The sequence below is a fragment of the Streptomyces sp. STR69 genome (assembly GCF_024519455.1).
In the GTDB taxonomy this organism is placed as follows: domain Bacteria; phylum Actinomycetota; class Actinomycetes; order Streptomycetales; family Streptomycetaceae; genus Streptomyces.
Map to the genome: position 1 here is coordinate 515,800 of NZ_JALJRY010000001.1, position 20,172 is coordinate 535,971.

A 20,172-nucleotide genomic window follows, 5' to 3' on the forward strand; every position below is an offset into this window, starting at 1 on the left:
GCACCCCTACCGCCCCCTCCCGGTCAGAGTGCCGCGTTGATCAGGGCGGCGGCGGTGAACAGCTCCACGCCGGCCGTGATCGCGGACTCGTCGGCGTCGAAGTCGCCCTGGTGGAGATCCCGTACGGTCCGCTCCCCCGGTGTGCGCACGCCCAGCCGGGCCATGGCGCCCGGCACGTGCTCCAGATACCAGGAGAAGTCCTCGCCGCCCAGGCTCTGCTCGGTGTCCTCGACGGAGAGCGGGCCCCGGCGCGCGACCATGGCATCCCGCAGCAGCTCGGTGACGAGCGCGTCGTTGACGACGGGCGGCACCCCGCGCACGTAGTTGATCACGGTCTTGGCCCGGTGCAGCCCGGCGACCTCGTCGATCGCCGCGTGCACGATGTCGGGCGCCCGCCGCCACGCGTCGAGATCGAGACACCGTACGGTGCCCGACAGCTCGGCGTGCTGCGGGATGACGTTGGGCGCGTGGCCGGACTCGATCCGCCCCCAGGTCACGGAGACCCCGCTCCGCGCGTCCATCCGGCGGGCGACGAGCGCGGGCACGTCGGTGGCGACCCGGGCGGCGGCGGTCACCAGGTCGGTGGTGAGATGCGGCCGGGCCGTGTGCCCGCCCGGCCCGTCGAGGGAGACTTCGAGCCGATCGCAGGCGGAGGTGATGGGCCCCACCCGCAACCCGATCTTCCCGCTGTCCACCTTGGGATCGCAGTGCACGGCGATGATCCGCCCCACTCCCTCCAGCACCCCGCACTCGATGGCGTCGGCGGCACCGCCGGGCAGGATCTCCTCGGCGGGCTGGAAGAGCAGCCGCACCGGCCGGGGCAGCAGCCCCTGCTCGTGCAGCCGGGCCAGCACGAGACCGGCGCCCAGCACCACGGTGGTGTGCACGTCGTGGCCGCAGGCGTGGGCGCGGTCGGGCACGGTGGAGCGGTACGCGCAGTCACTCTTCGTGTCCGGGATGGGCAGGGCGTCGATGTCGGCGCGCAGCGCGAGCACGGGTACGCCGCTGTCGCGCGGCCCGATGTCACAGACGAGGCCGGTCCCGATGGCGAGAACACGCGGTTCGAGACCGGCCTGTTCCAGCCGGGCCTTGATCGCGGCGGTGGTCCGGAACTCCTGATTGCCCAGCTCGGGATGCATGTGCAAGTCCCGGCGGAACGCGACGAGTTCGGCCCGCAGGGCCTCCGGCAGGGTGCCCGGAAGCACATTCCCGACGGATTCTGCCTCGGACTCCGCCTCGGACTCTGGTGACATCAATTGCTTCACCCTCTGAAGGGTAGGGCGCCCGGGTGGTCAACTGACCCTCGATCAACAAAAGTTCAACCCGTTAGTCGAAGAAAATCTGACCGTCGGCCGCATAGCTGCTCGCGGAGATGGGTACGCTTCCCGCTTCTTCTGGGATACCACGCCTCACCACAGCACAGCTTGAACCGTCCGTATCGCGGAATCCTCACCACCACGCGACGCTACGGCTACACGGTGTGACCTTGGTAGGGTCCGCCGACGTGACCGACTCGAACGCGGACGCACCCGCGGATTTCATAGAGGCCACCCGTTCCTCCTACGACGCGATCGCCCCCGCGTACAGCGCGGAACACCCCGACGGCCTCGGCGACGGCCCCCTCGAAACAGCCGTGCTGACCGCCTTCGCCGACCTCGTCCGCGCGGCGGCGCCCGAGGCCCCGGTGGCCGACGTGGGCAGCGGCCCCGGCTATGTGACGGCACGCCTGAACGCCCTCGGCCTCCCGGCCTTCGGCATCGACATCTCCCCGCACATGGTGGCGCTGGCCCGCGAGGCACATCCCCAACTCCGGTTCGAGGTCGGCTCGATGACGTCCCTGGACGTACCGGACGCGACACTGGGCGGCATCATCGCCCTCTACTCCACGATCCACATCCCGGACACCGAACTACCCGGCGTCTTCGAGGAGTTCCGCAGGGCCCTACGACCGGGCGGCCAGATCCTCCTCGCCTTCCAGGCCTCGGAAGGCGAACACATCCACATGACGGAGCGCTACGGCCTGGACATCTCGCTCGACTACTACTTCCGCACTCCGGCGGAGGTGGCCGGTTTCCTCACCGGGGCGGACCTGACCCTGGACGCACAGGTCCGGATGGAGCCACGGGGGACGCAGAAGTGGGGGCGGGCTTTCGCGCTGGCTCACAAGCCTGGGGAGGCGGCTGGGTAGGGGGCGCCTCAGGAAACGGACCCCGAGGCGGCCTGATCCCCACCCCCCGCCCCCGCCCTACGCCGCCGTGACCGCCGACAACCGATGCACGTCCTTCGCCGTCCCCGTGACCCCCGACAGGAACCCCTGTGCCCGAGGCGAGGCGTTCTCCGTCAGCCAGGCGGGGTCGATGTCGCAGACCGCGACCCGGACCTCCGTACCGACCAGGGCCAGCGGCAAGGTGTGCACGACCGTCGAGGGAAAGCTCAGGACCGTACGGCCGATCGGCCCCCGGCGGGCGATCAACTCCAGTGGAAGGTCCGGGCGGACGATCTCCAGGCCCGTCTCGACCGCCAACCGGTGCAGCTTCTCGGTGCTTTCCCTCCGATGGGCGAAGTACCGCGTCGCGCCGTGGGTCTTGGCGAGGGCGGTGACGGCCTCCACGTAGCGGTCGGCGTCCACCACGCCCGTCTCGACGAGGGACGTGCCGACCATGTCGGCGCCCTTCGTGATGCGGGGCGGGCCGAAGGTGGCGCGGGTCCAGGCGAACTCGTTCGCCGTGATCGTGACGCCCTCGGGAGTCTCCTCGATCGGCATGGAGGAGAAGATCTCCACCTTGCGGCGGGGGCTGGGGGTCAGGCGGCGGCGGGCCGAGGACGACACCGGGGCGAAGATCAGGTCGCGAGGGCCCGGTCGGCCGCCCTTGCGGTGCCAGCGCACCAGGCGTTCGCCGCTGGCCAGTTGGGCTACGAACTCCATTGTCGCCGTGCCGTCGTCGACCACCACCAGGTCGCGTGCCCTGGTGATCGTCAGCAGCAACTGCACGTACCGCGAGAACGGGTCGCCCATGACGATCCGGTCCGCCTTGCGGAGGAGTCGGGTCAGGCCGCCGATGGTCTGGAAGGGGGCCGCGGGTCCGCCCCGCGCCTCCTCCCAGCGCACGGTGTGGCCCTCGTCGCGGGCGAGGTCGGCCATGCGGCGCAGCTGGCCGCGGGTCATCGGGTCGGTCGGCGACAGGACCACGAGGGTGAGCCCCCCGCCGGGTGCCTCCTCGGCCCGGGGCGCACGGAGGTGCGCCCACTCCAGCACGTTCAGCAGCTGTACCGGACTCTCCACGAACGCGAGAGTGTGGGGGGTGAGGCCGGCTTTGCCGGCGTGGGGGCTCATTGTCGTACGACCGTCCCGTGACCGTAAGTGACGCTGGCGCTGGCGCTTAATGGCTCAGCCTCAGACCGAGACCGGCTCGCCCGCCGCCGCGGCGATCTCCGCCTCGGCGACCACGCCGTTGACGCGGCGCAGCTTCTTCATCGGGCCGAGCTCCGAGTCGTAGACCTTCTTGACGCCGTCGCCGAGGGAGGCCTCGATGGTGCGGATGTCGCGGACGAGGCGGGTCAGGCCCTGCGGCTCGACGGAGGCGGCCTGGTCCGAGCCCCACATGGCGCGGTCGAGGGTGATGTGACGCTCGACGAACGTGGCGCCCAGGGCGACCGCGGCGAGGGTGGTCTGCAGGCCCGTCTCGTGGCCGGAGTAGCCGATCGGGACGTTGGGGTACTCGGCCTGGAGGGTGTTGATGACGCGGAGGTTGAGCTCCTCGGCCTGCGCCGGGTAGGTCGAAGTGGCGTGGCACATCAGGATGTTGTCCGAGCCGAGGACCTCGACCGCGTGGCGGATCTGCTTCGGCGTCGACATGCCGGTGGAGAGGATGACCGTGCGGCCGGTCGCGCGGAGCGAGCGCAGGAGCTCGTCGTCCGTGAGGGACGCGGAGGCGACCTTGTGGGCCGGGACGTCGAACTTCTCCAGGAAGGCGACGGCCTCGGTGTCCCACGGGGAGGCGAACCAGTCGATGTTCTTGCTCTTGGCGTAGTCGTCGATCTGGCGGTACTCGTCCTCGCCGAACTCCACACGGTGGCGGTAGTCGATGTAGGTCATGCGGCCCCAGGGGGTGTCCCGCTCGATGTCCCACTGGTCGCGCGGGGTGCAGATCTCCGGGGTGCGCTTCTGGAACTTGACGGCGTCGCAGCCGGCCTCGGCGGCGGCGTCGATCAGCTTGAAGGCGTTCTCCAGCTCACCGTTGTGGTTGATGCCGATCTCGCCGACGACGTAGACGGGGTGGCCGGGGCCTGCGGTCTTCGAACCGAACTGGCGCAGACGGGAGTTGTTGCTCATGACAGCGGGTTTCCTTACTTGGTGAGGGAATCGAGAGAGGGGCCGAGGATCCAGCTGGCGATCTCTCGGACAGCGCCGTCGCCACCGGGCACGGTGGTGACCGCGCGTGCGGCGCCGCGTACGACGTCGTGGGCGCTCGCGACCGCCACGGGCCAGCCCACGAGGGCGAAGCACGGGAGGTCGTTGACGTCGTTGCCGACGTAGAGCACGCGCTCCGGCGCGATGCCCTGCTCCTCGCACCACTGCTTGAGTGCGAGGTCCTTCCGGTCGATGCCGTGCAGGACCGGGAGTTGGAGCTTCCGGGCCCGGGCGGCGACGACCGGGTTCTGCTCCGAGGACAGGATCAGCATCTTCAGGCCGGTCTTGCGCAGCGCCGCGATGCCGAGGCCGTCTCCGCGGTGCACGGAGACGAACTCCCGTCCGTCGGAATCGATCAGCACCCTGTCGTCGGTCTGGGTGCCGTCGAAGTCGAGTACGACCGCGTCGATGTCGTCTGCGGTCGGGAGCGAACCGGGGCGGTCCGCGTCGAACAGCGGGGCCAACGCCCGTGCCCGCGCCAGCTCGTGGGGATCGTCGATCTCCAACACCCGGGCGGGGTCGGTCCGTACGAGTTCCGTACGGCCGAAGAAGCGGTGGCCGACCTTGCGGAAGCCGGCCGCGTCCATGCCGTAGACGGCGCCGGTCTCCAGGAAGTCCTGGGGGCGGTCCTGGCGGCGCGGGCGGAAGGACTTGTCGTGGTTGACGCCGTAACCGCCGCTGGTGACGGGCGGGTTGGCGACCTTCGTGGCGCCCCCCAGCTCACCGGTCCGCGTCGGCTCGACGACCGTGGTGGCCTCGTCGTCCGCGTCGCGCCACACGAAGCCGTGGAAGGGGGCGACGGTGTGCGCGGTGTCGGCGCCGTTCGCGACGATCGCGTTGACGATGCCGTCGACGTCCTCGCGGACGATGAAGGGGCTGGTGCACTGCACGAGCAGGACCACGTCGACGGCCGCGCCGTGCAGCGCCTCATGGGCGTCCATCGCGTGCAGGACGGCAGCCTCGGAGGTCGCCGTGTCGCCGGCGATGGCGGCGGGGCGCAGCACGACCTCGGCGCCGGCCTGGCGGGCCGCGGCGGCGATGGCCTGGTCGTCGGTGGAGACCACCACGTCGGTGACCAGTCGGCTGGCGCGGCACTCGCGCACGGCGCGGGCCACCAGCGGCACTCCGCCGACGGGGGCGAGGTTCTTGGCGGGGACGCCCTTGGAGCCGCCGCGCGCGGGGATCACCGCGAGCACCCGGCGCACCGAAGCGCCTTGACCTGCTTGCGAGTTGGACATGGGCTCTACTCCCATGGGATGTGCTCCTTGAGCGGAAGTCTTGGTGTGCGCGGCTGTGGCGTTCGCGGCTCTGGCGTTCACAGCTCCCCCATCCGGCGGATGACGGGCGCCACGCGCTGCACGCCGTGGCGGTAGGCGCCGCGCGCGGCCCGGCGCACGATCTGCCGGACGGGTCCCGGCGCCTTGTCGGCGGCCGGGGCGCCGGGCAGCGGGGTGCCGTCCGGGCCGAGGTGGTGGCGGGCGAGGATGCCGGGCAGATAGCCGGGGGCGGTCTCGGGCGTGTAGTAGGGGGTGAGGGCGGGCATGTCGCCGCCGGCCAGGAGCTTGGCGATGCGCTCCCGGGCCGCGTCGAAGGCCGTCTCGTAGGAGCCGTCGGCCAGCACCCCCTGCCGGGCCACCCACTCCGCGTCCGGCACCGGCTTGTACCCGGCGTCGAGCTGCTCCCAGGAGGCGAGGCACCCGGAGCCCACGAAGTGGTGGTTGCCGAGCCCCTCGCGAATGCCGAGGTCGGTCAGCACGACGGTGGGGATACGGCGGTGCAGGGACTCCAGGGCGGCCGTCGAGCTGATGGTCACCAGGAGGTCGGTGCGGTCGAGCACCTCGCCCATGTGCCCGTACACCAGGCTGAAGTTGGCGGGCAGGTCCTTGCCCTGGACCAGCTTCTGGTAGGGCAACTCCTCGATGTGCGTGGTGTGTTCGCCGGGCTTGGAGCGCAGCTTGAGCAGCACCTCGCGGTTCGGGTGGAACCGTGCGTGCTGGATGGCCCGGTCGAGCAGGTAGTTGCGGTCCCTGCGGTTGTCCGGCACCGAGGGCTGCACCGCGAAGACGACCGTGTACGGGTCGTGCTCACCGGTGTAGGCGTCCCCGCCGAGGAACGGCAGGGCGACCTCGGTGACCGCCGAGGAGTCGGCGCCGACCCCGTCGTAGACCTCGCGGAAACGGTCCGCGTCCTGACGGGAGTTGGCGAGGACGAGGTCCGCGCCGTGCCGCAGTAGCAGGCCGTCGGCGAGCTTCTCGTATACGACTCCGACGTAGCCGGTGACGACGACGGGCCGCTCGGCGCGTCCGTGCCAGGTCCGTGCCAGGCCGTGCAGCATCGCCTGGACCCCGCCGCCCACGAGGGAGAGAACGAGGATGTCGTACGACTCCTGTTCCATGGCGCGCAGGAACTCGACGGCGGTCACCTCGCGGAGGGAGTCCGCGGTGACGCCGACTTCCTTCAGCTGGCGGGCTGTTGGGGTGGCACGACCCCGCAGGAGGTATCCGTCCAAAGAGATGTCCGAATTCGGCGGAGCGATGCGGTTCGCGGTGAGCGAGCCCCATTTCCACCGGGTGTCGGAATCCGCGAGGACGGCTACTCGCAGGGTCTGCGTTGCACTTGCTGGCACACCGAAGACGCTAGGAAGCGATTCCGTTGTTCGGCCCAACCAGAAGGCAACAGACGGTTAACAGCACACCGCTGAATGGCGAATCAGGGCGCCCGCGGCGCGAAAACCTGGCCGCTTCATAGGTTCGCCACGCGCCGTTCATCCAATATCAAGGTGAAGGTAAAGACGGATGACGGGCCGCCGCCTAACGTCATCTGCGTGGTCAAGCTCTCCGTCATCGTGCCGTTCTACAACGTGCAGCAATACGCGCCCGACACGCTCAGGAGCCTGCGGGCGAACGCGCGCTCGGACTTCGAATTCATTCTCGTCGACGACTGCTCGCGCGACGGGACACCCGACATTCTCGCGCGCGCGGAGCGCGAGTTGCCAGGCGCGGTGTATGTCAGACACGAGAAGAACGGAGGACTGGCGACCGCGCGCAACACCGGGATCGACAAGGCCCGCGGGGAGTATCTGACGTTCCTCGACGGGGACGACTGGCTCGCTCCCGGCTACTACCCCCAACTGGTGGACGCCATCGAGGAGTTGGGCTGCGACTTCGTGCGCACGGACCATGTCCAGTGCACCGCGCGGGCCCGCACCATCCAGCGGCTGCCGCACGGCAGGCGCGGCGTCGTGATGAATCCGCGCGAGGCGATCCTGCCCGCCGACCGGTCCACCTCCGTCGACTACGCGTACGCCTGGGCAGGGGTCTACCACCGCCGGCTGGTCGACCGCGGCCTGCTCCACTTCACCGACGGGCTGCGTACGGCCGAGGACCGGCCGTGGATCTGGAAGCTGCACCGGGAGGCGGAGTCGTTCGCCGCGGTGAGCCTGCTCGGTGTCTTCTACCGGCGCGGGGTCGCCTCTTCCCTGACCCAGATCGGGGATGTCCGCCAGCTCGATTTCATTCGCGCGTTCAACCAGGTCATCGAGGAGACCGCGCAGGACCGGGACGCGGACAAACTGCTCCCCAAGGCCGTCCGTACATATTGCGCAATCATTTCCCATCATCTGGGATCCATCGAAAGGTTCGAGCCGGCGGTGGCGAGAAAACTGAAGTCGATGAGCGCCGTCGCCCTGCGACGCATGCCACAGGACGTGGTGGACGAGGCGCTCGACTCCATGGACATCCAGCGCGCGACGAGGCTGCGCCGACTGCGCCGCCGTCCCGCCGCCGCGGGGGCCGCCGCGTGAGGACCCAGATCTTCCTGGCGTCGACGCTGTACGGCAACGCCACGCTGGCCGCCGCCCTCGACTCCGACTGCTTCCGCCCCGCCGACCGGCGCATCCTCCTGGTCTGCAACAACGCGGCGACCCCCGAGACCACGCCCGGCTTCGACGAGGCCCCCGGTTTCGAGCGGCTGCGGGAGCGCTTCGACGACGTGCTGTCGTGGAACGAGACCATCTCCCCCTTCCACCCCGGTGGTTGGGCCCCCCGTCTCGACGACGTCCCGCTGTGGGAGCGGCATCTGCGGCTCCTGTGGAACCTCGGTGACGACGAGGTGGAACTGGTCGTCGAGTCGATCCAGGTCAACCCGGCGCTCGGCGTCTGCCAGATCTTCACCGGCGCCCCCGTCACCGTCTACGCCGACGGCCTGATGAGCTACGGCCCGACCCGCAACAAGATCGACCCGCTGGTCGGCACCCGGGTGGACCGGCTGCTCCACCTGGACCTGGTCCCGGGCCTCACCCCGCTGCTGCTCACCGAGTTCGGCGTCGAACCGGAGATCGTCCCGACCGACGCCTTCGTCAAGGTGCTGGCCGAACTCGGCGACACCGCCGACGAGTTGCCCCCGCTGCCCGACGAACCCGCCCTGCTCCTCGGCCAGTACCTCTCCGCGCTCGACATCCTCACCGCCGAGGAGGAAGAGGACCTGCACGTCCGGATGCTCAAGGGCGTGGTCCAACTCGGCCACCAGCGGGTGGTGTTCAAGCCGCACCCCTCGGCACCGGCCCGCTGGTCGCGCGCACTGGAGCAGGAGGCGGAGAAGCTCGGCGCCGACCTCACGGTCCTCGACACCCCGGTCCTCGCCGAGGTCCTCTACCAGCGGCTGAGACCCGTTCTGGTCGTCGGCTGCTTCTCCACGGCACTGCTCACCGCGAGCGCGCTGTACGGCCTGCCGGTCGCCCGCATCGGCACGTCGACGCTGCTGGACCGGCTGACGCCGTACGAGAACAGCAACCGGGTGCCGGTGACGATCGTCGACGCGCTGGTGCCCGAGCTGACCGACCGGGCGGCGGTCACCGAGCAGCGCGAGGGCATGGCCGTGGCGGTGCTCAACGAGCTCGTACGGGCCGTCGGTTACGCGATGCAGCCGAAGATCTACCCGAACCTGCGCCCGGCCGCCGAGGCCTATCTGACCCGGCGGCTCAACGCGCACAGCTGGCGCTACTTCAAGCGCAAGCGCCTCACCTCGCTGGCGCTGCCCGGCGCGGTACCGGCCCAGCTCGCGTTCATCCCGCGCAACGCGACCGTGCGCCGGGTCGCCCGGCGGGCCCGGCTGCTGAAGCGGGGCGTGAGCCGCTGACGCGGGGCGTACGACACACCGGCGGGCCGGCTCCCCAGGGGCCGGTCCGCCGCGTTGTCCGGGGCCTTACATGCCTGTCGTGGCGGTGACACGACAAGGTTGGGTACGCGGAGGCGAAGCCTGGGTGAACGGCCGCGGACGGGGTGACGAAGGGTCGCGGCCGGAGCGCAAACCCGCCCGGATGTCGGACTAGTGTGCTGTGATCCAGCACAGCCATTCCTAGGGGAACCTTGTGATCGACACGCCCGCGGACACGCGGGAAAACCCGACGGGCACCATGGTCAGCGCCGAACTGCCGCCGGCCGCCGAGGAGCTGCCGCCGGCCGAGCCGCCGCAGCCGCCCAAGCGCCGGGAGACCCGCCTCCGTGCCCTCGACGGGCTGCGCCTGGTCGCCGCGCTGATGGTGGCGGCCTACCACTACGGCGGCCGTGACGGCGAGGTCGTCCAGGCGTGGGGCACCTCGCCCAGACACCAGTTCCCCACCCTGCACTCGCTGTTCTCGTACGGCTGCCTCGGCGTGCAGGTGTTCTTCGTGATCAGCGGCTTCGTCATCTGCATGAGCGGCTGGGGCCGCCCGCTGCGCTCCTTCTTCGCCTCCCGCGCCTCCCGGCTGCTGCCCGCGTACTGGGCGGCGATCCTCATCATCACCGGCGTCTTCGCGTTGCCGATGGTGGCGTACAAGGCCGCCGCGCCGAGCGACGTCCTGGTCAACCTGACCATGCTGCAGATGCCGTTGGGCGTCGACCGGGTGCTCGGCGTGTGCTGGACGCTGTGGGCGGAGATCCGCTTCTACGCCCTGTTCGCCCTGTGCGTCGTGCTGCCCGGCGCGAACCGGCGGCGCGTGATCATGTTCTGCGCGGGCTGGACGCTCGCCGCGGCGATCACCCAGGGCGCGAAGTCGCCGCTGCTCGACATCATCCTGATGCCCGAGTACGCGCCGTACTTCATCGGCGGCGTCGGCCTCTACCTCGTGCACCGCGACCGCAAGGACGTCTACGCCTGGGGCATCGTCGCCGTCAGCTGGCTGATCGGCCAGCACTACGCGGTGGCCCGGCTGTGGCACGCGCCCAACGACACGGCGTTCTCCAACCGCTCCGCCTGGGGAATCATCCTGGTCGTCACCTTCGGCTATGTCGCGGTCGCCGCGATCGCCCTCGGCTGGCTCCGCTGGGCGAACTGGCGCTGGCTGACGGTCGCCGGCGCGCTGACGTACCCCTTCTACCTCGTCCACGAACATCTGGGCTGGGTCGTCATCAAGGCCTACCACCGAGACCTGGGCATTCCGTCGTACGCGACCATCGTGCTCACCGTCTTCACCATGCTGCTGCTGGCCTATGTGCTGAACCGTGTCGTCGAGAACAGACTGACGCCGCTACTGCGCTCGGCGTTGTCGCGTCCAGGGCGCTGACGGCCCGCGGGGTGAATAACCGGAACCCAACAGGCAGATGAATTTCACCCGGCAATATAAAGCCGGGCCGGTTCGGCCAATTCCCATCCATCGGCCGGAAATCGCGCTTACATATTTCCCCTTTCACTTCATAGCATGTGATCCGCAACTGGCCGGCACAATCGAACCGGACTGGAGAGCACCTGTGAAGTACCGCTTGCGCGTGTCAGCCGCCGCGGCAGCCATTTCCCTGGCAGCCTGCGGCGCGATCGCCATATCCGCCTCCCCCGCAGCGGCAACCCCCGCCACCTGTTTCGGCTACACGGGCGACCTGAACCAATACGGTACGAGCGTCGTCGACTGGACGTACGGGCCGGACGAGTGTTTCGGGGTCGCCCCCTCGGGGACCATCTGGCACACCTGGGCCGGAGCGGGCAGCTGGAAGGAAATGCCGGGCGACGGCAGAGCCCTCGCTTTCACCGCCTTCTTCGAAAACTCCGCGGGCAAGGCCGTCAAGGTCATCACATCGTCCGGGAACTTCTACTGCAACTACGACGACTACGCGACCAACACATGGGGCGGCTGGTACGCGACCTCCACCGACCACTGCTGAGTCGCACCGACAGAGAATTCACGTCGAATTGACCTCGAATTGAACAGGTCCTCGGACGGTCAGCGCACCGTCCGGGAACCTGCTTCGTCACCCGATCCGTACCGCGCCGCAATTCCCGCGATCACCAGGTCGAGCCCCTCCTCGAAGTGCCGGCCGTAGTCCTGGAACATCTCCGCGCCCGCCGCGGCCGACAGGGGGAAGTCGGCCATCAGGCGGGCGCGTTCGTCCATGTCGTAGCCCTCGCGGCGCTCGTCCGGCAGTGGCTGGACGCCCTGTTCCTCGCTGACGAAACCGATCGTGTAGAGGTACGACGTCGAGGTCGCGCGGACCGCCCGGGCGAGGGTGAAGCCGGCCTCCGTGAACACGCGCAGGGTGTCTTCCATCTGCACCGCGTGCAGGGTGCCGGTGAAGCGTGAACCGCTGAAGACCTTGGCGCCGTCGCGGTAGCCGAGCAGTGCGGAACGCAGGCCCCGGTTGGATTTCAGCAGCCGCTCCTGCCAGGTGTCCTCGCGCGCGAGGACGACATCGGCGACCATCCGCCGGTACATCTCGGTCGCCATCTCGTCGAGCAGCGCCTGTTTGTCCTTGAAGTGCCAGTACAGGGCGGGCGCCTTGACGTCCAGTTCCTTGGCGATGGCGCGCAGGGACAGTCCGTCGAGGCCGACCTCGTTCAGCACCTTCAGGGCGGTGTCGGCGACCCGTTTGCGGTCGAGGGGGATGCGTCGTTCCGTACTCACGCTCGACAGCTTGACAGCTTAACGGCGTTAAGGGCACCCTGATGTCCACAGTCACTTAACAGCGTTAAGGAGATGGGGATCATGACGGAACACGTGGATGTACTGATCGTCGGCGCCGGCCCGACCGGCCTCGCCCTCGGCATCGACCTGGCCCGGCGCGGGGTGGCCGCACTGGTCGTGGAGAAGGCGGACGCACTGTTCCCCGGCTCGCGCGGCAAGGGGATCCAGCCGCGCACGATGGAGGTCTTCGACGACCTCGGCGTGATCGACACGATCCTCGCGAAGGGCGGTGCCTACCCGGTCGGCGCGGTCTGGAAGGACGGCCTGAAGGTCGGCGAGCACCAGATGTTCGAGCCGTCGGAGTCGGACCCCGACAGCCCGTACGACACCCCGTGGATGGTGCCGCAGTGGCGCACCCAGGAGATCCTGTCCGCGCGGCTGACCGAGCTGGGCGGGACGGTGGCCTTCGGACGGGAGGTCACCGGCTTCACCCAGGACCAGGACGGTGCGACCGTCGAGTTCGCCTCCGGTACGGCGGTCCGCGCCGGGTACGTCGTGGCCGCCGACGGCGGTCGCTCGGTCGTCCGCCGGACCCTGGGGATCGGCATGACCGGCGAGACGGTCGACCCGAACCCGATGCTGGTCGCGGACGTCAGGATCACCGGCCTGGACCGCGACAACGTGCACGTCTTCCCGCCGCACGGCGACGTCGGCTTCCTCGCGGTCTTCCCGCTGGCCGGCACCGAGGACTTCCAGGTCGTCGCCCAGTTCCCGGAGGGCACCGGCATCGACCTCTCGCTCGACGGCATCCGCGCGACCGTGGCCGCCCGCACCCACCTCGCCCCCGAGGACGTGACGGAACTGCGCTGGGCCTCCGACTTCCGGCCGCGCGCCGCACTCGCCGACCGCTTCCGCGCCGGGCGGGTCTTCCTCGCCGGGGACGCGGCGCACATCCACTCGCCGGCCGGCGGACAGGGCCTCAACACCAGCGTCCAGGACGCCTACAACCTCGGCTGGAAGCTCGGCGCGGTGCTGCGCGACGGCGCCCCCGAGTCCCTGCTCGACACCTACGAGGAGGAACGGCTGCCCAACGCCGCCGACATGCTCGGCATCTCCACCCGGGTCCACCGCGGCGAGGTGCAACGCGGCAGGGCCACCCAGCAGCTCGGCCTGGGCTACCGGAACCGCTCACTCGCGGTGGACACCCGCACGGACCTGCCCGAGGACGAGGACGCGCTGCGGGCGGGCGACCGCGCCCCGGACCGCACACTCGACGGCGTCCGCCTCTTCGACGCGTTCCGCGGCCCGCACTGGACCCTGCTGGCCCTGGACACCAAGCCCCCGGCGGCCGTCGGTGATGCGGTGCGCGTCATGGAGGGCCCCGCCGTCGAGACGTACGGCACCGGTCTGTTCCTGGTCCGCCCCGACGGCTACGTCGGCTGGGCGGGCGCCACGGAGGACGGCCTCGCGGAATACGCGGACCGTCTCGGCCTCCGCGTCGGTTAGACGGAACTCGCCAGCGACAGCTTGACCGCGAAGCCCAGGAACAGCGCGCCCGCCGCCGAGGTCGCCCCCGCCGCGAGCCGCCTGCGCCGGCGGAAGGCCGTCGCCAACCGGGTCCCGCCGAAGATCAGCGCACTGAGGTAGAGGAAGCTCGCCAGCTGCGCGAAGGCACCGAGCACGACGAACGACAGGGCGGGATAGGCGTACCCCGGGTCGACGAACTGCACGAAGAAGGCGACGAAGAACAGGATCGCCTTCGGGTTGAAGAGACTGACGACGAAGGCACGCCGGTACGGCCGCTCGTCGGCGGCCTCCGCGGCGGGAGCCGACTCCATGGCCGCCCGCTCCTTCCGGGTCCGCCACATCGCCCACGCGGTCCGCAGCATCCCGAACGCGAGCCAGGTCAGATACCCGGCCCCCGCGTACTTCACGATCCCGAACAGCACGGCGTTGGCCTGCAGCAGCGAGGCGACCCCGGCCGCGGAGAGCGTCATCAGCACGGTGTCCCCGCACCAGACACCGGCGGCGGCCGTGTACCCGGCCCGGGTACCGCGCCGGGCGGCGACCGAGAGGACGTACAGCGAGTTGGGGCCGGGCAGCAGGACGATCAGGACCAGGCCGGCGAGGTAGGTGGGGAGGTCTATGACACCGAGCATGGAACCGAGTGTCGCACGGGGGTATGACAGTCAGCCGTCGCCGTCGAGGAGGACGTCCACGGAGAGGTCGAGGGCGACACCGACGGACTCCGGGACCGGGACGAGTAATCACCCAGCTCAGAACGCATCCACCGGCACGTACACCCCCCACACCTCCCGAAGGATCCCGCACACCTCCCCCACCGTCCCCCGCGCCCGCAGCGCCTCCTTCATCGGATACAGCACGTTGTCCGCACCCCCCGCCGCCTCCCGCAGCGCGCCCAGCGCCGAGTCCACGGCCTTCTGGTCCCGGTCGGCGCGGAGCCTCGCGAGCCGCTCCGCCTGCTGCGCCTCGATGGCCGGGTCGACGCGGAGGGGTTCGTACGGCTCCTCGGTGTCCAGGGAGAAGCGGTTGACGCCGACGACGACCCGTTCGCCGGAGTCGGTCTCCTGGGCGATGCGGTAGGCGCTGCGCTCGATCTCGCCCTTCTGGAAGCCGAGTTCGATGGCGCCGACCGCGCCGCCCAACTCCTCGACCCGCCGCATCAGTTCGACGGCGGCCCCTTCCACGTCGTCCGTCATCGACTCGACGGCGTACGAGCCCGCGAAGGGGTCCACGGTCGCGGTCACGTCCGTCTCGTACGCCAGTACCTGTTGGGTGCGCAGGGCGAGGCGGGCGCTCTTGTCCGTCGGGAGCGCGATCGCCTCGTCGAAGGAGTTGGTGTGCAGGGACTGGGTGCCGCCGAGCACAGCGGCCAGTCCTTGGACTGCGACCCGCACGAGGTTCACCTCCGGCTGCTGGGCGGTGAGTTGGACACCGGCGGTCTGGGTGTGGAAGCGCAGCATGAGCGACTTGGGGTTCCGCGCGCCGAACTCCTCCCGCATCACCCGGGCCCAAATACGCCTGGCCGCGCGGAACTTGGCGACTTCCTCAAGGATCGTCGTACGGGCCACGAAGAAGAACGACAGCCGGGGTGCGAAGTCGTCGACGTCCATGCCGGCGGCGAGCGCGGTACGCACGTACGCGATGCCGTCGGCGAGCGTGAAGGCGATCTCCTGCGCGGGCGAGGCACCCGCCTCGGCCATGTGGTAGCCGGAGATCGAGATCGTGTTCCACTTCGGGATCTCGGCGCCGCAGTACCGGAAGATGTCCGCGGTCAGGCGGAGGGACGGCTTCGGCGGGAAGATGTACGTCCCCCTCGCGATGTACTCCTTCAGTACGTCGTTCTGGATCGTGCCCGTCAACTGCCCTGCTGCCACGCCCTGTTCCTCGCCGACCAGCTGGTACATCAGCAGCAGGAGGGCCGCGGGGGCGTTGATCGTCATCGACGTCGACACCTTGTCCAGCGGGATGCCGTCGAACAGCACCCGCATGTCGTCCACCGAGTCGATCGCGACGCCGACCTTGCCGACCTCGCCGTGTGCGAGCGGGGCGTCGGAGTCGTGGCCCATCTGGGTGGGCAGGTCGAAGGCGACGGACAGGCCCGTGGTGCCGTGGGCGATCAGTTGCCGGTAACGGGCGTTGGACTCCGCCGCCGTACCGAAACCGGCGTACTGCCGCATCGTCCACGGCCGGCCGGTGTACATGGACGGGTACACGCCCCGTGTGAAGGGGTACTCCCCCGGCTCGCCCAGCCGCTCGGCCGGGTCCCAGCCGGCGAGTGCCCCGGGGCCGTAGACGGGTTCGACGGGCAGTCCTGACTCCGACTCGCGCACCATGGTGTGCACCTCCGGACACCACGATGCCGCGCCGTTCGCGGCCCGTCATCCGGGGGTACGTGTCCGGGTGACACCGGTGAGACGGCGGGGGTCCGCGATGCGTACTACGGGTATGGGGAGAGCGATCGTCGCCACGGCGGCGTTGTCGGCGCTGCTGGCGGTGTGCGGCTGCACGGTCCAGGGCACGGACGCGGACGGCAAGCACCACCTGCCGGTGCGCATCGAACTGCCGGGAGCCAGGACCGGCCCCTCGGCCACGGCGAGCGCCCCGAGCACGCCCAGCGCCGCGCCCGCCGCGAACGTCCTGTGGTCGCGCGGCGACAGCGGCTCCGGAGTGCGCGAGCTGCAGGCGCGGCTACGGCAGGCCGACTGGCTCTTCGACGGGCCGACCGGGACCTACGACGACCTCACCGAGCAGGCCGTCGCCGGTTTCCAGGGCAAGCGCGGGCTGCCGAAGACCGGCGAGACCGACAAGGTCACCTGGCAGCGGCTGGTGAAGATGACGCACGAGCCGGGGAAGTGGGACCTGTATCTGATGGGCGGCCAGCCCGCCGGCGCACCCGACCCGCGCTGTCTGACCGGCCGGGTGCTGTGCATCGACAAGACGACCCGCACCCTGCGCTGGATGATCGACGGACGGACGGTGTCGACGATGTCGGTCCGGTTCGGCGCGCAGTACACCCCGACCCGGGACGGTGTGTTCCACGTCTACTGGAAGGCCAGGGACTGGGTGTCCACGCTGTACCACTCCCCCATGCCGTACGCGATGTTCTTCAGCGGCGGCCAGGCGGTGCACTACTCCTACGACTTCTCGGCCCGGGGTTACGCGGGCGGCTCGCACGGCTGCGTCAACGTACGGGACGAGGCGGCGATCGCGAGTCTGTTCGCGCAGGTGCGGACCGGTGACAAGGTCGTCGTCCACCGGTGAGACGCGAGGGAAGTCGTGCGGGGCGCGGGCGGGACCGGGGGAACGTGTCCCGCCCGCGCCGAGTGCACGAGCCGTAGGTACGGGGGGAACCCCCGGCTCTGTGCGACGGCCGATGACCAGTCGGCTCACTCAGTACTGCGCCACGGGGCCTGAAAACGTCACACCCCGCGCGAAAAAAATTCCGCGCCTCACAAAGCCGCAGGTCAGAGGGTGCTGTACGTCGGGCCCGGCGCCGGTGCCCGTGTGGCGTCGGTGGTGTGCGCCGGGGCCGGAGCGGACGGTGTCCGCCGGGCGAGCGGGGTGAAGGCGGAGGGGAGCGGGGTGGCGACCACGCCGTTGCCCTTGTGCCCGCCGGCACTCCCGCCGCTGCCGCTTCCGCTTCCGCCGCCCGGGGCGAGCGGGGCCAAGTTCCCGTTGCCCTCGTCGGCACCGCCCGGACCGCTCTGGTCACCCTGGCTGCCGCCCGGACCGCTCTGGTCGCCGCCCTGGGAGCCACCGGTCTTGCCGTCGTCGCCCTGGCCGTCCGTGCCGTCGCCGGTCCTCTTGAGCAGGCCCTTGCAGTACGTCCACACGTGGGAGGTACCGCCCGCCGCGCCCTCCAGGGTGTGCTTGCGGCCGGGTTCCAGGGACTTGCCGTCGCGCACGGCACGGCAGGACGAGGCGACGGCGCTCCACCAGCCGCGCGAGTGGGCGGCCTCGTCGTCTCCGGAGCCGGCGGCGGGGGTGCGGTCCGTGCTGCCGCCGACCGCCGTGCCGGAGGAGTCGTCGGAGCCGGCCGTACCGTCGCCCGCCGAGGGGGTGCCCGAGCCGAAGGTGCCGCTGGGCGAGGGCGAGATCAGCGGGCGGTCCGGGGTCGCGGCGGCGGAGATCGAGGCGGCGGGCGCCGGATCGTCGAACGGCGACGGCAGGACTCCCGTACCGGCCGCGACCGCGACCCCGCCGATCAGCCCGACGGCGAGCGCGGCGGTCAGCGCGAACTGCGCGGGTCTGCCCAGACGCGGTCCCCGTACGGTCTCCACGGGCCGCCCGAGCCGGACGAGCCCGGCGTCGGAGGAGTGCGCGCGGCCGGTCCTGCCGAGGGCGGACCGTTCGACACCGTTGCTGGTGCGCGCGGCCCGGAAAGCGGCCAACGCGGCTTCCTCGCCCGGGAGTTCGGTCTTGCCCGAGGTGGGTTCCACGGACAGCGCGCCCAGGGTCCTGGCGAGCCGTTCGGCCTGGTCGCGGGCGGCCGGGTCGACGGCTTCGAGGGACTCGCCGCGCAGCAGGAGCTCAGCGGTTTCGCGGTCCAGCCATCGGCCGGGGGGCCGGGGGGCGTCCCCCGGCAAAGCAGAGCGCTCGTCGGCCATCACATGTCCTTCTGCGTCCGCGCACGCGTATGCGTCACAGTGGCGGACGTCACCGCGTGGTCGCGCGGCTCTCGCTGGGGTGGCAGGGCGTCGAGGGCCGCGGCCGATTCCGGGTCGCCGCCGAGCAGCTCCGCGAGCCGTTTCAGACCGCGGTGCGCGGCCGTGCGGACGGCGCCGGGCCGCTTGCCGAGGGTCTCCGCGGCGGTCTTGGCGTCGAGGCCCATCACCACCCGCAGGACGACGGCCTCGGCCTGGTCCTGCGGCAGCTGGGCGATGAGGGAGAGGGTGCGGCCGGTGGCCAGCGCCTCGATGGCCTCCACGGCCGTGTCGGACTCGGCGGCACGGTCGGTCAGCTCGGTCTCGTCGCCGCCTGTCGCGGGGCGGCGGCCACGCATCCGTATGTGGTCCAGGGCGCGGTTGCGGGCGATCCGGGCCGCCCACCCGCGGAACCGGTCCGCGTCGCCGCTGAAGCGGGCCAGGTCACGGGCGATCTGCAGCCAGGCCTCGGACGCGACGTCCTCGGCGTCCGGTTCGCCGACCAGCGTCCGTACGTATCCGAGCAACCGTGGGTGCACCGTGCGGTACACAGTCCGGAACGCGGTCTCGTCCCCGTCCTGTGCCGCAAGCACCGCGGCGGTCAGCTCCGCGTCGTCCCCCAGCACGTGGTCCCTCGAATTTTGTTGGTCGCGGCCGCCCTCCGGCGCGAAAGGCACGTTACGACCTGAAACTGCTCCTCGTCCATGTCCGTACAACGCGCAACTACTTGCTTCGGGCGTGCGGTGTGACAGAAAACGCACTCCTGACGCTGTAGAGAGTACGGGCCGCCGCGCGGCCCGTGCCGCGCGACGGCCGGGGCCTCTCCTGTGGGGGGTGGCGGCCCCGGCCGTTGCCGCGACGGTCGGCCGTGCTCACTTCTCGGGTCGCCGTCGCCGGTGTCGAACAGGCAGCAGACTCCGCCGCTGTCGGCGGTCAGGTCGGTGAACGCCCTTTCTGACGTTGGCCGACCGCGCGAACAAGCGGCTCATCCCCGACGTCGCCGCCCAGCACTCCACCGGCATATAGCCGGGATGCAGCAGAGACTCGAACCGGATCGTCGCGTAGACGTACCCGACCCTGACGCGCCCGTCCGACTCGGGTCCGGGGCCGTTCGTCCGCGCGTACTCACGCAGCGCGTCATCGGCGGCGAGCGGGAGGGACGTGTCGAGTTGTCTCAAGTGGCGGTACGGCACGGTCCGTTGGCGCTCGCTCGGCCAGTTCGGCCAGCACCCTGGCCGCGTTCCGAGCACTCACATGGACGTCGTAGCCGTAGCTCAGTCCCACGTTTCCCCCTGTTCCTGGATCGAACGGTGCCTTCCGCGGTGCACCGCGGCAATGTCGAGGGGCCCAATGGTGCACGGTGGCAACGAAGGGGTCGGCCTGGTGCACCACGGCAACGAGGAGCCGTCGAAATGGTGCACTCGTGGGCTGGCGGGGCCCGGGGGACGGCTCATATGTTCCCAAGGCCGGGCGGCCATACAGGGGTTGGCCGCCCGTCGGTGGGATCCCACCCCGGCCGCACACCAGCGTGAAGGAACAGCATGCTTCCCGGTTTCAGCGTCACCTCGGCGCACGAGGAGTACGTCATGGCCCCGGGCGCCAACGCCGGTATGGATCTGCATCACCGCTGGGAGCATCCGGTCGTCCTGGACGGCGAGTTCCACGACGGGCACGGCTTGGGAGTGGCCGCCTGACCCGCACACCACAGCACCTGAGGATGG

The 20,172-nt window shown here is 70.5% G+C and carries 18 protein-coding genes; 8 read left to right on the forward strand and 10 right to left on the reverse strand.

Translation table 11 applies throughout. From position 1 onward, the window contains the following. Positions 1–23 precede the first annotated feature (23 nt). Positions 24–1,253: an amidohydrolase gene (locus OC490_RS02430; RefSeq protein ID WP_262056051.1), complete on the reverse strand. Its 1,230-nt coding sequence runs from the start codon at positions 1,251–1,253 to the stop codon at positions 24–26. A 251-nt stretch (positions 1,254–1,504) separates the two neighbouring features. Here OC490_RS02430 and OC490_RS02435 point away from each other — a divergent pair, with 251 nt between their 5' ends. Continuing rightward, positions 1,505–2,188: a class I SAM-dependent methyltransferase gene (locus OC490_RS02435; RefSeq protein ID WP_262056052.1), complete on the forward strand. Its 684-nt coding sequence runs from the start codon at positions 1,505–1,507 to the stop codon at positions 2,186–2,188. 57 nt (positions 2,189–2,245) lie between these two features. Here OC490_RS02435 and OC490_RS02440 read toward each other — a convergent pair whose 3' ends face one another. The 4 genes from OC490_RS02440 to OC490_RS02455 form a co-directional block, all read right to left on the reverse strand. After that, a complete protein-coding gene (locus OC490_RS02440) occupies positions 2,246–3,334 on the reverse strand; it encodes a hypothetical protein (protein WP_262056053.1) in 1,089 nt (362 codons plus the stop codon). Between the two features lie 60 nt (positions 3,335–3,394). Continuing rightward, entirely contained in the window at positions 3,395–4,333 is a 939-nt protein-coding gene (locus OC490_RS02445; RefSeq protein WP_262056054.1) for an N-acetylneuraminate synthase family protein, read from the reverse strand. 14 nt (positions 4,334–4,347) lie between these two features. Continuing rightward, positions 4,348–5,649, reverse strand: coding sequence for an N-acylneuraminate cytidylyltransferase (locus OC490_RS02450; protein WP_262056308.1), 1,302 nt, complete (start codon positions 5,647–5,649; stop codon positions 4,348–4,350). Positions 5,650–5,726: 77 nt separating this feature from the next. Beyond that, complete coding sequence (locus OC490_RS02455) at positions 5,727–7,037, reverse strand: DUF6716 putative glycosyltransferase (RefSeq protein WP_262056055.1); 1,311 nt, start codon at positions 7,035–7,037, stop codon at positions 5,727–5,729. Between the two features lie 198 nt (positions 7,038–7,235). Between OC490_RS02455 and OC490_RS02460 the strand changes: the two genes are divergently transcribed. From OC490_RS02460 to OC490_RS02475, 4 genes are all read left to right on the forward strand, one after another. Next, positions 7,236–8,213, forward strand: coding sequence for a glycosyltransferase family 2 protein (locus OC490_RS02460; protein ID WP_262056309.1), 978 nt, complete (start codon positions 7,236–7,238; stop codon positions 8,211–8,213). Then, positions 8,210–9,547 carry an alpha-2,8-polysialyltransferase family protein gene (locus tag OC490_RS02465; RefSeq protein WP_262056056.1) on the forward strand — a complete coding sequence of 446 codons (1,338 nt, stop codon included), beginning with the start codon at positions 8,210–8,212 and terminating at the stop codon, positions 9,545–9,547. Before OC490_RS02460 ends, OC490_RS02465 begins: the two co-directional genes overlap by 4 nt. A gap of 232 nt (positions 9,548–9,779) precedes the next feature. After that, on the forward strand, positions 9,780–10,955 hold the full coding sequence (locus OC490_RS02470) for an acyltransferase family protein (protein ID WP_262056057.1): 1,176 nt from the start codon (positions 9,780–9,782) through the stop codon (positions 10,953–10,955). 202 nt (positions 10,956–11,157) lie between these two features. Further along, positions 11,158–11,547 (forward strand): hypothetical protein, encoded by a 390-nt coding sequence (locus tag OC490_RS02475; protein ID WP_262056058.1) that lies wholly within the window; start codon positions 11,158–11,160, stop codon positions 11,545–11,547. 59 nt (positions 11,548–11,606) lie between these two features. Here the strand turns inward: OC490_RS02475 and OC490_RS02480 are convergent, their stop codons facing one another. Next, positions 11,607–12,284 (reverse strand): TetR/AcrR family transcriptional regulator C-terminal domain-containing protein, encoded by a 678-nt coding sequence (locus tag OC490_RS02480; RefSeq protein WP_262056059.1) that lies wholly within the window; start codon positions 12,282–12,284, stop codon positions 11,607–11,609. 81 nt (positions 12,285–12,365) lie between these two features. Between OC490_RS02480 and OC490_RS02485 the strand changes: the two genes are divergently transcribed. After that, positions 12,366–13,790 (forward strand): FAD-dependent oxidoreductase, encoded by a 1,425-nt coding sequence (locus OC490_RS02485; RefSeq protein WP_262056060.1) that lies wholly within the window; start codon positions 12,366–12,368, stop codon positions 13,788–13,790. On the opposite strand, the gene leuE is transcribed toward OC490_RS02485, so the two are convergent. Both leuE and OC490_RS02495 read right to left on the reverse strand, forming a co-directional pair. Continuing rightward, positions 13,787–14,443 (reverse strand): leucine efflux protein LeuE, encoded by a 657-nt coding sequence (gene leuE, locus OC490_RS02490; protein WP_262056061.1) that lies wholly within the window; start codon positions 14,441–14,443, stop codon positions 13,787–13,789. The genes OC490_RS02485 and leuE overlap by 4 nt on opposite strands. A gap of 117 nt (positions 14,444–14,560) precedes the next feature. After that, positions 14,561–16,141, reverse strand: a complete 1,581-nt coding sequence (locus tag OC490_RS02495; protein ID WP_262056062.1) for a methylmalonyl-CoA mutase — start codon at positions 16,139–16,141, stop codon at positions 14,561–14,563. A 112-nt stretch (positions 16,142–16,253) separates the two neighbouring features. Between OC490_RS02495 and OC490_RS02500 the strand changes: the two genes are divergently transcribed. Beyond that, positions 16,254–17,069: a L,D-transpeptidase family protein gene (locus OC490_RS02500; RefSeq protein WP_262056063.1), complete on the forward strand. Its 816-nt coding sequence runs from the start codon at positions 16,254–16,256 to the stop codon at positions 17,067–17,069. A gap of 203 nt (positions 17,070–17,272) precedes the next feature. Here OC490_RS02500 and OC490_RS02505 read toward each other — a convergent pair whose 3' ends face one another. Together OC490_RS02505 and OC490_RS02510 are read right to left on the reverse strand one after the other, a co-directional pair. Next, positions 17,273–18,415, reverse strand: coding sequence for a hypothetical protein (locus tag OC490_RS02505; RefSeq protein ID WP_262056064.1), 1,143 nt, complete (start codon positions 18,413–18,415; stop codon positions 17,273–17,275). Then, complete coding sequence (locus tag OC490_RS02510; RefSeq protein WP_262056065.1) at positions 18,415–19,077, reverse strand: RNA polymerase sigma factor; 663 nt, start codon at positions 19,075–19,077, stop codon at positions 18,415–18,417. The genes OC490_RS02505 and OC490_RS02510 overlap by 1 nt, the downstream gene beginning before the upstream one ends. Before the next feature lie 915 nt (positions 19,078–19,992). Between OC490_RS02510 and OC490_RS02515 the strand changes: the two genes are divergently transcribed. Then, positions 19,993–20,145, forward strand: a complete 153-nt coding sequence (locus OC490_RS02515; RefSeq protein ID WP_262056066.1) for a hypothetical protein — start codon at positions 19,993–19,995, stop codon at positions 20,143–20,145. Positions 20,146–20,172 lie beyond the last annotated feature (27 nt).

Excerpts from the sequence above, each read along its gene's own strand:
- OC490_RS02430 (WP_262056051.1), bottom strand. The coding sequence starts at position 1,253 with ATGTCACCAGAGTCCGAGGCGGAGTCCGAGGCAGAATCCGTCGGGAAT.
- OC490_RS02440 (WP_262056053.1), bottom strand. The coding sequence starts at position 3,334 with ATGAGCCCCCACGCCGGCAAAGCCGGCCTCACCCCCCACACTCTCGCG.
- OC490_RS02445 (WP_262056054.1), bottom strand. The coding sequence starts at position 4,333 with ATGAGCAACAACTCCCGTCTGCGCCAGTTCGGTTCGAAGACCGCAGGC.
- OC490_RS02450 (WP_262056308.1), bottom strand. The coding sequence starts at position 5,649 with ATGTCCAACTCGCAAGCAGGTCAAGGCGCTTCGGTGCGCCGGGTGCTC.
- OC490_RS02485 (WP_262056060.1), top strand. The coding sequence starts at position 12,366 with ATGACGGAACACGTGGATGTACTGATCGTCGGCGCCGGCCCGACCGGC.
- leuE (WP_262056061.1), bottom strand. The coding sequence starts at position 14,443 with ATGCTCGGTGTCATAGACCTCCCCACCTACCTCGCCGGCCTGGTCCTG.
- OC490_RS02495 (WP_262056062.1), bottom strand. The coding sequence starts at position 16,141 with ATGGTGCGCGAGTCGGAGTCAGGACTGCCCGTCGAACCCGTCTACGGC.
- OC490_RS02500 (WP_262056063.1), top strand. The coding sequence starts at position 16,254 with ATGGGGAGAGCGATCGTCGCCACGGCGGCGTTGTCGGCGCTGCTGGCG.
- OC490_RS02505 (WP_262056064.1), bottom strand. The coding sequence starts at position 18,415 with ATGGCCGACGAGCGCTCTGCTTTGCCGGGGGACGCCCCCCGGCCCCCC.
- OC490_RS02515 (WP_262056066.1), top strand. The coding sequence starts at position 19,993 with ATGCTTCCCGGTTTCAGCGTCACCTCGGCGCACGAGGAGTACGTCATG.